This window comes from Phenylobacterium sp., from assembly GCF_030693805.1.
In the GTDB taxonomy this organism is placed as follows: Bacteria; Pseudomonadota; Alphaproteobacteria; order Caulobacterales; family Caulobacteraceae; genus Phenylobacterium.
Window position 1 is genome coordinate 1 of sequence record NZ_JAUXZW010000301.1, and the last position, 14,820, is coordinate 14,820.

General features: G+C 64.0%; 12 protein-coding genes and 1 pseudogene. 7 read left to right on the forward strand and 6 right to left on the reverse strand.

Annotation, left to right across the window (positions count from 1 at the left end):
* The 4 genes from Q8M88_RS11540 to Q8M88_RS11555 all read left to right on the forward strand — a co-directional run.
* The coding region (locus Q8M88_RS11540; protein ID WP_305597304.1) for an MAPEG family protein at positions 1–194 on the forward strand (194 nt) is incomplete at its 5' end.
* 9 nt (positions 195–203) lie between these two features.
* Positions 204–1,490: an RsmB/NOP family class I SAM-dependent RNA methyltransferase gene (locus Q8M88_RS11545; protein ID WP_305597305.1), complete on the forward strand. Its 1,287-nt coding sequence runs from the start codon at positions 204–206 to the stop codon at positions 1,488–1,490.
* Between the two features lie 13 nt (positions 1,491–1,503).
* Positions 1,504–3,063, forward strand: coding sequence for a glutamine-hydrolyzing GMP synthase (guaA, locus tag Q8M88_RS11550; RefSeq protein ID WP_305597306.1), 1,560 nt, complete (start codon positions 1,504–1,506; stop codon positions 3,061–3,063).
* Positions 3,064–3,352: 289 nt separating this feature from the next.
* Positions 3,353–4,609: a tyrosine-type recombinase/integrase gene (locus Q8M88_RS11555; RefSeq protein WP_305597307.1), complete on the forward strand. Its 1,257-nt coding sequence runs from the start codon at positions 3,353–3,355 to the stop codon at positions 4,607–4,609.
* Here Q8M88_RS11555 and Q8M88_RS11560 read toward each other — a convergent pair.
* The 6 genes from Q8M88_RS11560 to Q8M88_RS11585 all read right to left on the reverse strand — a co-directional run bounded on the left by Q8M88_RS11560 (position 4,599) and on the right by Q8M88_RS11585 (position 13,180).
* The gene (locus Q8M88_RS11560) at positions 4,599–4,892 is read right to left on the reverse strand and encodes an AlpA family transcriptional regulator (RefSeq protein WP_305597308.1); all 294 of its coding nucleotides are present in this window, start codon (positions 4,890–4,892) and stop codon (positions 4,599–4,601) included. The genes Q8M88_RS11555 and Q8M88_RS11560 overlap by 11 nt on opposite strands.
* Before the next feature lie 235 nt (positions 4,893–5,127).
* Complete coding sequence (locus Q8M88_RS11565; RefSeq protein WP_305597309.1) at positions 5,128–6,327, reverse strand: GIY-YIG nuclease family protein; 1,200 nt, start codon at positions 6,325–6,327, stop codon at positions 5,128–5,130.
* On the reverse strand, positions 6,320–8,386 hold the full coding sequence (locus Q8M88_RS11570; RefSeq protein ID WP_305597310.1) for a DEAD/DEAH box helicase: 2,067 nt from the start codon (positions 8,384–8,386) through the stop codon (positions 6,320–6,322). Before Q8M88_RS11570 ends, Q8M88_RS11565 begins: the two co-directional genes overlap by 8 nt.
* Positions 8,387–8,388: 2 nt before the next feature.
* Positions 8,389–11,199, reverse strand: coding sequence for a DNA methyltransferase (locus Q8M88_RS11575; protein ID WP_305597311.1), 2,811 nt, complete (start codon positions 11,197–11,199; stop codon positions 8,389–8,391).
* A 213-nt stretch (positions 11,200–11,412) separates the two neighbouring features.
* Positions 11,413–12,534 carry an XRE family transcriptional regulator gene (locus Q8M88_RS11580; RefSeq protein ID WP_305597312.1) on the reverse strand — a complete coding sequence of 374 codons (1,122 nt, stop codon included), beginning with the start codon at positions 12,532–12,534 and terminating at the stop codon, positions 11,413–11,415.
* 52 nt (positions 12,535–12,586) lie between these two features.
* Complete coding sequence (locus Q8M88_RS11585; RefSeq protein ID WP_305597313.1) at positions 12,587–13,180, reverse strand: hypothetical protein; 594 nt, start codon at positions 13,178–13,180, stop codon at positions 12,587–12,589.
* A 208-nt stretch (positions 13,181–13,388) separates the two neighbouring features.
* On the opposite strand from Q8M88_RS11585, the gene Q8M88_RS11590 reads away from it, so the two are divergent.
* The 3 genes and pseudogenes from Q8M88_RS11590 to Q8M88_RS11600 form a co-directional block, all read left to right on the forward strand.
* Positions 13,389–13,961, forward strand: a complete 573-nt coding sequence (locus Q8M88_RS11590) for an SOS response-associated peptidase (protein WP_305597314.1) — start codon at positions 13,389–13,391, stop codon at positions 13,959–13,961.
* A 149-nt stretch (positions 13,962–14,110) separates the two neighbouring features.
* A complete protein-coding gene (locus Q8M88_RS11595) occupies positions 14,111–14,500 on the forward strand; it encodes a hypothetical protein (protein WP_305597315.1) in 390 nt (129 codons plus the stop codon).
* Positions 14,501–14,559: 59 nt separating this feature from the next.
* Positions 14,560–14,820 (forward strand): annotated as a pseudogene (locus Q8M88_RS11600) (TolC family protein); the annotation flags it as partial.

A 14,820-nucleotide genomic window follows, 5' to 3' on the forward strand; every position in this document is an offset into this window, starting at 1 on the left:
TCGCCGCGGCGCTGCTCGCAGCTTATCTCGCGGGCAAGCTGGGCGGTACGACGCTGTGGGGCGCTGGGCTCTACGTGGCGGGCCGCGCTGTTTACGTGCCGCTGTACGCCGCCGGCGTGCCGATCGTTCGCTCAATGGTCTGGGGCGTCAGCATGGTCGGGCTGTTGATGGTCACCGCGGCGATCTTCCTGTGAGGCCGGCCATTGCGTGACGGCGGGCGCATCGCCGCAAGCATCGAGATCCTGACCGACATCGAAACACGTCACCGCCCTGCGCGCCTGGCGTTGAAGGGTTGGGGCGAGGCTTCGCGCTTCGCCGGTTCAAAGGACCGCGCGTGGATATCCGGCCTGGTGCTGGACGTTCTTCGCCGCCGCCGTTCGTTGGGTTGGCGGATGGGCGAGGCTGCCCCGCGCGCCGGCGCGCTGGCCGCGCTGCACTTCGACTGGGGATGGCCCCTGGACCGCATCGCCGCCGCCTGTGAAGGCGAGCACGGACCTGGCGCGCTGAGCCTCGAGGAGCTTGCGGCGCTGGAGACCCCACGTTCATTGAGCGAGGCGTCGCCCGCCGTGCGCGGCGACTACCCGGACTGGCTGGACGCGAGCTTCGAGCGCGCCTTCGGCGAGGCGCGGGCCGAGGAGGGCGCAGCGCTCGCCGAACGCGCGCCGGTGGATCTGCGGATCAATACGCTGAAGACCGATCCGGTGCGCGCGCTGAAGGCGCTGACCCCGCTGCACGCCGAGACGGTGGAGATGCTGCCCACGGCGCTGCGCATCGCCGCGCCTGATCCGGCAGAGCGGGCAGGTTCTGTGGAAACGATTCCCGCCTTCTCCAAGGGCTGGTTCGAGGTGCAGGATCTGGGTTCGCAGATCGCCGCATCCGTGGCCGGCGAGATCAAGGGCAAGCAGGTGCTGGACCTGTGCGCCGGCGGCGGCGGCAAGACGCTGGCGCTCGCCGCGGCCATGGCCAACACCGGCCAGATCTACGCCTACGACTCCGAGGCCCGCCGGCTGGCCGACACCATCCGTCGCGCCGACCGCGCCGGGGTGCGCAACCTGCAGATCCGCTCGCCGGTGAACCCCGATCCCCTGGCTGGCCTCGAGGGCCGCATGGAGGTGGTGTTCATCGACGCCCCTTGCAGCGGTTCGGGCTCGTGGCGACGTCATCCCGACACCAAGTGGCGGCTGAGCGAGGAGACGCTGGCGCGCCGCATGGCCGATCAGGACGCAGTGCTCGACATGGGCGCGACCTTCGCCAAGGCCGGCGGGCGCCTGATCTATGTGACCTGCTCGGTGCTTCCGCAGGAGAACGAGGACCGCGTGGCGGCGTTCCTGGCGCGCAACGGCGCGTATCGCGCGCGACCGGCCAGCGCCGATCCGGCGCTGACGCAATATCTGACGCCGCAAGGCTATCTTCGACTTTCGCCCCGGACTTCGGCCACCGACGGCTTCTTCGTCGCGGTGCTGGAGCGCGCCTCCGACCCCAAAGCCTGACCGCAAGGAGCCCATGACCGAATCCACCCATGAGCCCGTCCTGATCGTCGACTTCGGCAGCCAGGTGACCCAGCTGATCGCACGTCGGGTGCGCGAGAGCGGCATCTACTGCGAGATCCACCCCTATGACCGCGTCGAGGCGGCGCTGGACGGCATGCGCCCGAGGGCGGTGATCCTCTCGGGCGGACCCTCCAGCGTGCATGAGGCCGAAAGTCCGGCGGCGTCGAAGCGGCTGTTCGAGCTGGGCGTGCCCGTGCTGGGGGTCTGTTACGGCGAACAGACCATGTGTGCGGAGCTGGGCGGCGCTGTGGAGCCCGGCCAAACCCGCGAGTTCGGCCGCGCCGAGATCGAGATCGTGCGCGACAGCCCGCTGTTCGAAGGCCTGGGCGCCCAGGGTCATCGCGAGACGGTGTGGATGAGCCACGGCGACAAGGTCACCGCCCTGCCGCCCGGCTTCGAGACCATCGCCGTGTCCGAAGGCTCGCCGTTCGCCGCCATCGCCGATGAGGGCCGCCGGTTCTATGGCGTGCAGTTCCACCCCGAGGTGGCGCATACGCCGCGCGGCGCGCTTATCCTGCGCAACTTCACCCACCGCATCGCCGGACTGTCGGGTGACTGGACCATGGCCGCGTTCCGCGCCGAGGCGGTGGCCCGCATACGCGCCCAGGTGGGCGGCGGCAAGGTCATCTGCGGCCTGTCCGGCGGCGTGGACTCTTCCGTGGCCGCGGTGCTGCTACACGAGGCGATCGGCGATCAGCTGACCTGCGTGTTCGTCGACACCGGCCTGCTGCGGCTGGACGAGGGCGAGCAGGTCGTTTCGCTGTTCCGCAATCACTACAACATCCCGCTGATCCACGTTGACGCGTCGAAGGAATTCCTCGGCGAACTCAAGGGAGTGAGCGACCCTGAAGCCAAGCGCAAGACCATCGGACGGGTCTTTGTCGAGGTGTTCGATCGCGAGGCGGCGAAGATCGACGGGGCGGATTTCCTGGCTCAGGGCACCCTCTATCCCGACGTGATCGAAAGCGTGTCGGCCAAGGGCGGCCCCTCGGCGGTGATCAAGAGCCACCACAACGTCGGCGGCCTGCCGGACTATATGAAGCTGAAGCTGGTCGAGCCGCTGCGCGAGCTGTTCAAGGACGAGGTTCGCGTGCTGGGCGTCGAGCTCGGCCTGCCGCCGGCGTTCGTCGGCCGCCATCCGTTCCCGGGGCCGGGCCTGGGCATCCGCATTCCCGGCGAAGTGACGGCCGAGAAGGTGGCCGTGCTGCAGAAAGCGGACGCGGTGTTCCTCGACGAGATTCGCAAGGCCGGCCTCTACAACGCGATCTGGCAGGCGTTCGCCGTGTTGTTGCCGGTGCGAACCGTCGGCGTGATGGGCGATGCGCGAACCTATGACGAGGTCTGCGCCCTGCGGGCCGTGACCTCGACAGACGGCATGACCGCCGACTTCTTCGAGTTCCCGTGGGAGGTCCTGGGCCGCGCCGCGACCAGGATCATCAATGAAGTCAAAGGTATCAATCGCGTAGTCTATGATGTGACCTCGAAGCCGCCGGGCACTATCGAGTGGGAATGATCCGATAGCCTTCAGGGACTATCGTAGGAGCCCGACAAGCTCACGTAAGTGATTGAACAAAAACGTGATTGTTGTCCGAATCTATCGGCATCTATCGGGGAGCAGCGGTTCGTTCTGGCGGTAGCCATGACGGCGCCCCCGACGCTTGCCCGCTTGGTGCACCAGCGATACCGTCATCTGGAAACCACCGCGTGACGGTATTTCTGAGACGGGAAGTCTCGGAAATACAACGGAAAACCGGTGACCGGAGTCGCTCCAAGAGGGGTGACGGTATTCTCTGGAGCCTACCGTGCTTACCGACACAGCGCTCAAGAACCTCAAGCCCAAGGAGAAGGCGTATAAGGTCGCTGACCGCGACGGCATGTACGTCCACGTCACCACATCAGGGTCGATCACCTTCCGGTACGACTACCGTCTGAATGGCCGGCGCGAGACGCTGACGATCGGCAAGTACGGCCCGTCAGGTTTGTCTCTGGCGCGAGCGCGCGAGAAGTGCCTGGACGCCCGGCGAGCCGTCGCAGACGGGCTCTCGCCGGCGCAGGAGAAACAACGCGAGAAGCGACGGGTTCTGGAGGCGAAGAGCTTCGGCGAGTTCGGGGAGCGCTGGTTCAAGGAGGCGCCCATGGCGGACAGCACGAGGGCGATGCGGCGCTCGATCTTCGAACGCGATCTGCTTCCGGCCTTTCGCAATCGCCTCTTGTCGGAGATCACGCCGGACGACCTGCGAGCACTGTGCGCCAAGATCAAAGGGCGCGGTGCCCCGGCAACGGCGATTCACGTCCGGGACATCCTCAAGCAGATCTACGGCTTCGCGATCCTCCATGGTGAGAAGATCCGTAATCCGGCTGACGAAGTCGGGCCGGCCTCGATCGCAACCTTCGTGGCGAAGGACCGCGCCCTCTCACCGACCGAGATCAGGATCATGCTCAAGCAGCTGGAGCATGTGCCGACGCTGCCCACCATCCGGCTGGGACTGAAGCTGATCCTGCTCACTATGGTTCGGAAGAGCGAGCTGCAGGACGCCACCTGGGACGAGGTCGATTTCGAGAACTCGGTCTGGTCCATTCCCAAGGAGCGGATGAAGCGCTCGAAGGCCCATAACGTGTATCTGTCGGAGCAGTCCCTCGACATCCTCATCGCGCTTAAGACCTGCGCTGGAAATTCGCGGTTTCTGCTTCCGTCTCGGTATGACGCCGACGCACCAATGTCGCGGGCTACCTTCAACCGCATCACGACGGCGGTCGCGGAACGCGCGAAGAAGGAAGGGCTGCCGCTCGAGCCCTTCACGGTTCATGACCTGCGGCGGACCGGCTCGACCTTGCTGAACGAACTCGGCTTCAACCGGGACTGGATCGAGAAGGCGTTGGCTCACGAGGACAGCCGCTCGTCTCGCGGCGTCTACAACAAGGCCGAATACGAGCCGCAGCGGCGGCACATGCTTCAAGAGTGGGCACACATGGTCGACGCCTGGGTTGATGGCCGGAAGCGCGCGCCGACGCTTTATCCGCCGAGTATGGAGCTGGGCCCGCTAGAAGCTACTGTCTAACCGGCCGCGCGCGCCGCTGGCGAACGTCAGGACAGGGCGACCTAGCGACGAGGGACGCGTCTGATGCCCGCCGCCTCTCATCGATCCACGCTTCCACCTCCGCCAGGTCCCAGACGACGCACCGGGGCGTCAGATTGAATCGACGCGGGAATTCCCCGCGTTGCTCCAGTTCGTAGATGGTCGTGTCGGCCAACGGCACGATACGGCGAAGCTCAGCGCGGCGGACTGTCCGCCGGTAGCGCTGCGTTGACGCGATCGGTGCAGCGGAGACGTCGGTGGACATCAGCAATTCTCCTGACCTGAGTTCAGGGAATCGCACCGGCCGAAGGTAGGGAAGGGGGCGCGCAGCTGCGTAGTAGGAACGGCGCCGTTGGCGCGTAAATCGGCCTAGGCTGACTCTCTTCCCCTGTTGGAAGTGCCCGCTTTGGTCGGGCGAAGGTCGGCAGTGCGGATGGAACGGACTTACCCCATGCAGTCCCGCTAAGCCTCTGCCCCGTTGTCCGCATAACGAGATGGGTTCAGCCGGACTTAACCAGTGAAGCGGTTGCCGGCTCGTAGGTCAGATCGGTGATCGAGCCGTCTCGGATTCGGGTGACGACCTCATCAATCACTGGAAGAGGGGCGAGAAACCACTCTCTTGGACGCGCTGAACCGCCGAAGCGGTCAGGTATCGCAAGGTCCAGTCGCGAGGTAGCGAAGACGCGATGGAAAATCGCTTCGAGACGCCTCCGGTCGATCCCTGAAAGTTTGTAGGTCGCGACCACATCGACGGGTGCCATCAGGTAGGTCGGATCGGATGCCGCGCCGGCGAGTCTGGTCTCGACCCGCCCTCCGGTGACGCCGATCTTGTGGATGACGTCCCGATGTGCGGCGATGAACGGGTGGTCGGAACGGCTCCGCAGCACGTAGATCGTGCCGCTCTCGACATCGCCGTCTTCCGGTTCGGAACCGAACAGTGGGCCCAGTTCTGGGTCTGAGATACGCCGGCCGTCTAGCTCGGGCTTATAAAGCGCACGCTGGAAGGATCTGAGCAGGGTTTCGCTTTGCGTGGCGTTGTCGAAGATGACGCGCAGCCGTCCATTTCGGTGGCCGTGCTCGGTGTCCATTTCGTCCGGGACGAAGGCGACATAGGCGAGTTGGCCACCCAAGATGAAAAATTCACCTTGCTTGATCGAGGCATCCCGCACGAACTTGCGGGCTTGGCGCACACCGGTGCGCAGATCCTCGCGCACCTGATCAAACAGCGGCTTGTAGTCGGCGAAGTCAGGGCAAGGGGAGCGGCTCGCGACCTCATCTGCCGCATTGATCATATTCCGTGGAGCCACGTGCCGAAGCGTCGTGATGGCGTCGGGATCATCGCCGCCCAATCCGAGTTCGGCCAGGAGTGCGTCGTCGTCCAAGTCCTGCAACGCCGCAGAGTCGTCTTCGCTCGCCCTGAGCAGCCCATACTCGTCCATCGGAGCCAGCAGATCGTGGAACCGCGTCTGTTCGCGCAGCCGGTCGAGGCGGACCGCATAAAGCCGTTCGAAGATGTCGCGGTCTTCGCCATGAAGCGGGGGGCGGCCGTGTGTCGTGACGAACTTCAGGATGTCCTCGAACCCCGCGATCACCCGCTCTTCTTCGGCCGTGTGAGTGTGCACGGCCTTCATTTCGGCGAGGGCGCCAAGCTCCGCCAGCATCTCCTCGTCGGTCTGCTGGATGACGGGCCGATTAACCACGGGCGACCTGCGCTTGCATTCGTGCGAAAGCGGCCACGCCCTGGGCCATACGCTGTTCCCATGCGTCGGCGGCGTTGATGTCCGGCGCGCGGCCTCGTTCGCGCTTGAACTGCACCGCACGGCGGGTGAGATCGCGCGCTTCCTCCTCGGTGAAGGTCGCCTTGCGGGCTTCCACGGCCGCCTTCACCTGCCTCAACGTCCCTTCGTTCAGCGCCTTAGACAGGACAGAATAGGCGACTGAGAAGGGGTTCACGCGGTCGATCATGTCGATGTCGAGGGTGGTCACCGAGAGCGCGAACCGGCGAGCGCCATCAATGAAGGCGGTATTGGAGCGAGGCTCACCGTCTTCGCCCGCCAGCCGCCGCTTGATCTCCTGAGTGACATTCAGGGCGGCAATGGCGTGCTGGCGGACGGCCTCGACGTCATCCGAGGTAAGATCGGGATACTTGTCCCGCACGATCTTGCCCATGCGTTCCTGGGTCAGCTCCTGTGGAGCAGTCTCTTCGTCGAAGAGGCCGCGTTCGGCCGTGCGCTTATCCTGGACGAACGCGGCGATCACCTCGTTGAGGTCTTCGCGGCAAATGCGCGTCGCTTCGGGGCTCTTGGGCTCGGCAAGGCCGGCTATTTCCATGTGGAAGCGGCTGCCGTCCTCACTGACTCCGACGTTAGTGCGGTCGTCCTGGTAGCCGCCCTGGCCATAGTCAAACCCCTCTTTGGCCTTCGAGGTCTCGTTCTTCGGTGTGAAGTCGAAGCGCGGCGCCAGAACCTGCTCCATCAGCAGGCTGCAAGCGATCGCCTTCAAGGTGTCATTGATCGCCTCAAGCACCGCCTCCTGGCTGGCGTCGGGCTCGGCGATCAGGTTGGTGAACATGGCGCGCGGTTTGCCGGGGGCGTCCCGGGTAGCACGGCCGATGATCTGAATGATCTCGGTCAGTGAAGAGCGGTAGCCGATAGTCAGAGCGTGCTCGCACCAAATCCAGTCGAAGCCCTCTTTGGCCATGCCCAGCGCGATGATGATGTCGACGTGGTCACGGTTGTTTCGCTGGCTCGGGTCCTTCAGCGCGGAGACGATGCGGTCCCGCTTCACCGGATCATCGTCGACTAGATCCGCCACCTTCAGCACGCGGCCGTTGGGGCGGATGATGCGGTGGAAGCCGGTGACCTCGTCCTCGCCGTCCCAGGTTCCGAGCGCATCCATGATGGCGTTGGCCTCGGACGTCTTACCGATCTTTGTGCTTTCGCGGGCGTTGACGTTGGGGATGTGCACGATCGTCTTCTTGTCGGGATCAAGCACCTTCATGATGTCGTCAAGATACGGGCCGGAATAGAAGTAGTAGCCGACATCCAGCGTCTTGAGATGCTGATAACCGTTGAGCTGTTCGTAGTAGGTATAGGTGACGGTCTCGAATTTGGCTTCGTCGCCCGGCGCCATCACGGCCATCGCGTCACCGCGGAAGTAGGAGCCAGTCATGGCGACCACATGAGCCTGGTCACGGGCGATGAGATCGGCAAGTTGCGCGCCCAAGCGATTGTCGGGATTGGCGCTGACGTGGTGGAATTCGTCGATGGCCACCAGGCGTTGGTCAAAAGCTTCGGCACCGAGGTCATCGAAGGCGAAGCGGAAGGTGGCGTGGGTGCAGACCAACACCTTGTCCTCGCTCTCCAGGAACTCCGCGACAGCCTTCACCTTTGACTTGGCGACCGGCGCCTCGTCGGCACCTGGTACGTTGCATAGGTTCCAGCGGGGACGCACCGTCCAGTCCGCCCAAAAGCCGTGCCGCGTCAGGGTCTCGTCGGCGAAGCTGCCGCCAATGGAGCGTTCAGGCACCACCACGATCGCTTGCTTCACGTGCTGATTGGTCAGCTTGTCCAGGGCTACGAACATCAGCGCGCGCGACTTCCCCGACGCCGGGGGGGACTTGATTAGTAGGTACTGCGCGCCCCGGTGCGCCCACACCTTCTGCTGCATGGCCCGCATGCCGAGTTCGTTGGGTGTCGTCGAAGCGCCGCTGGCAGCGGTTGTGACAGAAACGGCGGAGACGCGTTCACCGGTCGGCATGGTTAGGCGGCCTTCTCAGGAGAGCGCGTCTTGCGCGCCGGCTTGGAAGCTCCCTTCTTAGCCGACACTGCGCCAGAAACGGTCATCTTCGCGTAGAGCGCGAAGAGATGCTCCAGCCGTTCTGTGTCGTTGCGGAACCGGCGGCCGATGTAGATGCGCTCCAGCGTCTCGTCATTGCGTTCGTGGGCACGGCGTAGGTCCGCGGGCATAGCTTCCGGATCGTAAAGGTCGGCGATGGTGGCCGGGAAGTGCGCCTCGCGGGCGAGCAGGATGTCCTCCGCGCAGCGGGTGAGGTCAGCTTTGTCCTGCGCCGTTAAGACTGGAGCCGGGAATGCATTCCAGCCAATGTTGCTAGCGTAGCGGAGTCGGGTCTCAAGTCTTCCGCATACGGTAGAGATCCACACTAAGTGAATTTTGGATGCCAATATGGAAAAGTCGATGAGGCTTCCATCGTAGATCGCATGAGCAAGGTGGCTGATGATGTAGCTATCATCAAGGTAGCCAACCGGAAGATATTCGCGACGCTCAGATGACACCTGAGGAATGAGGACTTGGTGCCTCATGCACCGATTTCTGTATCGGAATTGGTGGGGCCGCCTTGTGAGCGTGGCAGCAACTTCGCCGCCTCCCTGGCGTGCCGCGAGCACACGTTCGATTCTGCCCGATGTAGCCGGATGGTTCTGAGCGAAACGTAGATCGTCATCTTCGAACCAGAGGCAAAATCTCCGGACGCCGTCGATAAACTCACTTGTCCCCGTGACTGGCCGAACCTTGGCAGCTAACTCAGGATATCGGGTGATTAGATCACGTGCTTCTTGAGGCGACAAAAAGAGGTTCCCGCCATCGTATGCGGCGTTCCCGGTGATCATCGGCGACAAGTCATCCTGCCGAGAGGATTCAGGCGTCACAATAATATTCGGCGAGGCCACGATGTAGGGGCTAATATTGGCCACCTGCCGCATCGCGTCCCGTTCGTAAATTATCTTTGGTGCGGAATCAATCTTGCGAAAGCCAAGTATCGTACAAGAAACTCCCGCGTTATTTTGCGCGCTATTGGACCATTTAAATGGTTCATATGCGAATTCAAGTTCGACATTTAGCTGAAATAGTTTTGGCCAAAGGCTAGGGACGTGCGTGCCTTGGTTGATAGAGTTAGTTGTAACCAATGCACCCTTATCTCGCGTTCCGAGATAGCGGCACATTTTCATGACGAAGCCGCAGACGTAATCGAGATTACGATGACTATCATCGCTCTCGAAAACGATGGCCATATCTTCCTTCTGCAACGCATTTAGCTTTTTCCCGCCCATATATGGCGGGTTACCGCAGATATATGTCTCGGCCTCTACAGTCCCGCCAAGTCCGTTCTGCTCTAATGCCAAACGCCCCGTCGGACCCCCAAGATCCCACTCCTCAATCACTGGAGTGGCGGGGGGACAGACTTCGCGCCAGTCCACCCGTAGCGAGTTGCCCACTCGGATTTGCCCCGTGCGATGCAACGGCAATACCATTGACCGCGCCGCTTGCTGACTGATCAGCCGTGCGTCGGCCTGGAACTCCGCAATTAGCATCGCCAGACGGGCGATTTCAGCGGCGAAGCCCTTGATTTCGATGCCGTAGAAGTTGGTGAGCGGGATCACCGACTTCGGATCGTCGCCCGTGAGCTTGATGATCTCGTGCTCGATGTCGCGCATCTGCCGATAGGCGATGACCAGGAAGTTTCCCGAGCCGCAGGCGGGATCAAATACCCGGATGCGGCCGATGCGTCGCCGCAGGGCCCGGAGCTTACGCACGCTATCGCCGGCTTCGGCCAGAGCCTCGTTCAGCCCGTCCAGGAACAGCGGGTTCAGCACCTTCAGGATGTTGGGCACACTGGTATAGTGCATTCCCAGTGAGCCGCGCTCGGCGTCGTCGGCGACTGCCTGGATCATCGAACCGAAGATGTCCGGGTTAATCTCCTTCCAGTCCAGCTCGCCCGCGTGAAGTAGGTAGTTGCGCGCGGCGCGGGTGAAGCGGGGCACCTCGCCGGCATCGCTGAACAATCCGCCGTTGACGTATGGAAAGGCGTCGGCGTAGCCCTTAACGCCCGCCGACTGGCGATAGCGGCCGTCCGGCCTGCCGTCGTGCTGGGTGGGCGTGGCCATGGCCAAGAAGAGCTGGGCCAGCACCTGATCGGTGTTGGTCACGCCGCTGCGGTCCTCGCTAAACTGGCGCACTGTGCTGGTGAACAGGCTCTCCCCCATGAAGATGCCCGTATCCTCGGCGAAGAAGCAGAACACCAGCCGCGCCATCAGGCGGTTCAATTCCGGCCGCTTCGCTTCCTCTTCCCAGTCGGGGTTCTCGCGCAGGAGCTCCAGATACAGCTTATTCAACCGCCCGACGGCCCTGACGTCGATCGGGTTATCTTTGATCTGCCGCACTGCCGAGATGCCGGCCAGCGGCAGGAAGAAGCCGAAATGCCGGTCGAGCTCGGTCAGCGGGAAGCTGCGGAAGTCACCCGTGGCGGTCTCTTCGGCCTGGACTTCGTCGCCGTCGGTGGCGAACAGAAATTTGACCCGGTTAGCCGCCGATTTCGGGCTCTCGCGCAGCGCCGTCAAGGCCACACCCGCTTCGCCCCGCGCCACCACCGCCATGTGAATGCTGTCCCGCCGGAGAACGCCGCCGGCCACGTCGGACGTATTGTTCTTGCGGAGCCGCTTCAGCTCGACGTCCTTGCGCCCGAACGCTTGGAGGAAGGCGTACGGAAACTCGTCCGCGTCGAACGGCTGACGGGCCAGTGCGGAGACAGCTTCCTCGATCTCGACGGCGTTCAATGCGATTCTCAGTCTTGGTTGCGCTAATCAGATACGATCGGACAGCTGCCGGGGCGAGCACCTACGATCATGCGCCCACTCGGGAGTCGAGATAGCGGGCAAGGCCTCAAGCTAAGCGCGACTTTGAGAACCGCTCTCGGCGAATTTGCGACATCCCGGGCCAAAGCTGACCTGACGCGGTTCTCTTAAAGTTCGCTCCGCTTCGTGCGTACCTTAGATCGGGCGGAGCCGCACCACCTTCGGGTCGTCGAGCGATGGCGGTGGCTCTGGATCTGCGAAGCTCGCCCCCGTCACGAGCTCCAGCATCGCGAGGCCGAAGCCGACCTGCCTACCAAGGGCCACAGCGCCGCCAGGGACCGCGCTTTCAAGGGCTGCGATCGCCGACGGCAGGAGTTCCGGCTGCTCGATCGGTAGAGTCCCGTCGGCGTCGTAGGTCTCGATTTTTGCCTGGCCGGTTTTCACGAGATGGATGTTGGCCGTTCGGTATTGGGCTGGGGAGAGCATCCCAAGGTCGTAGCCGCGCCGGACGATGGCGCGGACTGACATCTTCCAGCGTAGCTTGAGCTGCAAGAGCGCACGCCAGTTAATCGTTCGCCCACGTGGAAATTCCCTGAGCACAGCACCGCGTGGAAAGAGAAACGCGCTGGCGAACCGATGCGCCTGATCCTCCGTTGCGCGGTCTCCCGTCTGGATGCCGCGGTGCATGATCAAGTGTCCGCACTCATGGGCGAAGTCGAACCGCTGCCGGCAGAGGCTTTCCTTGAGGGAGCTCCGCACGATAACCGGCCGCCGCCGATCCATCGAAAACGCGTCCACACGCTCGGACAAATCGCCGAAGTAAGTCACCACCGCGCCAGCGTTTTCCACAACGCGCATCATGCTGGTGATCGGCCCTGTTGTGCCGAGTCCCCAGTAGCGGCGGGCCTCCTCGGCGGCCTGTTCGATTTCCTCGGCCGAGGCCGCGGGCAGGTCGGGAAAGGAGACCTCAGGCAGCTCCAGATGCTCTTCGATCGCAGCCACGAACTTATCGAGGAGCGTTCCCCGAGCCAGCACCTGGCTCGTGATGGAGGCCGGCCGCGTGATGTGACCCCGAAAGTGGCACTGCTCGGGCCGAACCGTTGAGGGAATCGGCTCGCCCAAGAAGGCGGGCGTGACGCCAAGCTCATCGGCGAGAGCGGCGATCAGGTCGTCCGACGCCGATCGCGCGCCGGTCTCAAGTTGATGGATGAACTGACGCGTGGCGCCCACGCGATCGCCAATCTCTTCAAGGGAGTAGCCACGAGCTAGCCGAGCGAGCCGCAACTGCTCGCCCGCGATCTTCGCTTTCGTTTCCATATTCGGCCGGCCTAGCGGCCGCCTCTTGTCGAGATGCTGACCGAACGGACTGTCATTCGGTCGTGCCGTCCTTCTTCTTCCTTGCTGCGATTCCAACGGCCGGAGCCGGAAGCTCCACACCTTCGCTGCCCTTGACCCAGAGTGGCGAAACCTTCGTGACAGGTTCGTCCAGAGGGACTTGCCACGTCAGCACCGGCGTCTCGCCAGCAAGCACCACGAAGGTGATCGCCGTCAGCGCACCGTCCACGTCGGTTTCGATGGCGAAGCGGTAGGCTGGCTCCGAGGTGAGTTTAACCAGCTCGTCCGCCCCGAAGAGGCTCCGCTGCTTCAACTCGGAGAACGACTGCTTCAGAGTTCGGGTGGTGGGATCGTCCGGCTCGCCGCGATAAAATCGCACGGGCACGCCGCCGATGCTGAATACGAACTGCATTGAGGGATCGAGAATCTCAAGCCAGTCCGCGTCGAGGGCGGCGGTCTCGATCTCAGATTTCTGGAAGGCGAAGGCTTCGCATCCGACCGTCCAGGGAGTGCAGCCGATGGCGGGGTCGAAACGATCGAGCGCATGGTTGCGCCCCCGCTCGATCAGCTTGCCGATCATGATTAGCCGATCGCGGTCGAGGGCAGGGTGGTGTTCCCAAGGGGTCATGGTCGCTCCGTCTCAGAGCTCCATTCGTGGGCAATTTCGCCGATTCGTCAACCAGTAGCCCAAATGTAAGCTGTGGGTGAATTTGTCAGCAGCACAATAGGAACGGCCGTTCTATCCAGGCAGAAGGGCGGAGGACGTCGGCGAGTAGGTGCTTGCCGACAGATCCTGAGCAAGTGCGACTCGCGCCCAACGCCCGCGTTAGCGTGGGATGTGCAACGACTACCGCTACACGAAGTCGCCGGACACCCTGCGGGAGGAGTTCAGCCAGCTGAAGATCCCGTTGCGCTTCGCGGGCGATGCTACCCCGAACTACCCGCCGTATGACGACATCCGGCCCAACCAGACGGCACCGATCATCCGGGGGAGTTCGGAGGGGGTGAAGCTCTCGGTGACGCCCTGGGCCTGGAAGTCGTCGAGCGGCAAGCCGGTGTTCAATTTCCGCTCCGAGGGACGCAGCTTCGCCAAAAGTGACCGCTGCCTGATCCCGTCAGACGGCTTCTACGAGTTCACCACGCCCGACGACCTCAAGCAGAGGCTGAAGGACAAGCACCTGTTCACCCTGGCCGGCGAGCCATGGTTCTGGATCGCGGGCCTGGTGAAGGAGGGGGCCTTCGCCATGCTGACCACCTCGCCGGGGCCGGACATCGCGCCCTATCACGATCGGCAGATTGTCGTGCTGCCGCGGCAGGAAGGCTTGGACTGGCTCGACCTGAGGAAGCCCGAGGCGGAGATCCTGTGCCCGCTGCCCGCCGGCAGTCTCACGCATGAACAGGTGCGGTGAAGGGCACGCTGGGCGGGGCGCGGGAAGGGTGGATTTGCGGGGGCCGGCTGGGCTGCTAGAAGTCGGGGACTCGGGAGTCTGCCGCCTCAGTGTTCAACCGCCGTAAGCCTCGGCTGCGATCCTTCCTCGCCATGTGCTGCCTGGCGTTGATGGCGGTGCTGACTCATCAGGGCGCCGTGGCCAGCGTCGACCGGGTCCAGCACGCCCTGGGCGTCGAGCACGCGCCCAACGCCTTGGCCGGCGCGGTGTCCTTCGACCACGACCATGATCACGACGCCGACCATCATGGCGACCACCACGCGGCGGCGACTGGCGACGACGACCATGGGCGGCCGGACAGCGGCGACCAGGCCCCGGACGACGGGGTCCGCAGTCACCACCACGCGGGCGAGGCCTCGCAGTTCGCCGCGCTCGAGGCCGAGCGACTGCCGGCGCTGATCCTGGCGACCGGCGCTGCTCTGGACGTACCGCTCGCCGACGGGCCCGAGTCCTGGCTGAGCGCCCGACTCGAACGACCTCCAAAGCCGCTCTCGATCTGAACGCCTGACCGCGCGAGGCCCCGCCACGCGCGCTGTTTCACCGTGCTTCGAGAGACCTCATGCCCATCTTCCGTCCGAGTTGCGCCCTGGCGCGGCTCCTCGCCGCGCCGCTTCTGGCGGCGCTGGCGCTCGCCTTCGGGCCCGGTGCCGCCTTGGCCCAGGCGCCCGCGCCGCCCCTGACGCTCACCGACGCGGTGAGGCGCGCGCTCGCCGCCGATCCCTCCACCGTCGCCGCCGATGCGCGGGTGGAGGCTGCGCGGGCTGCGACCCGTCAGGCGGGGCTGCGACCCAACCCCTCGTTGGGCGTGGAGCTGGAGAAT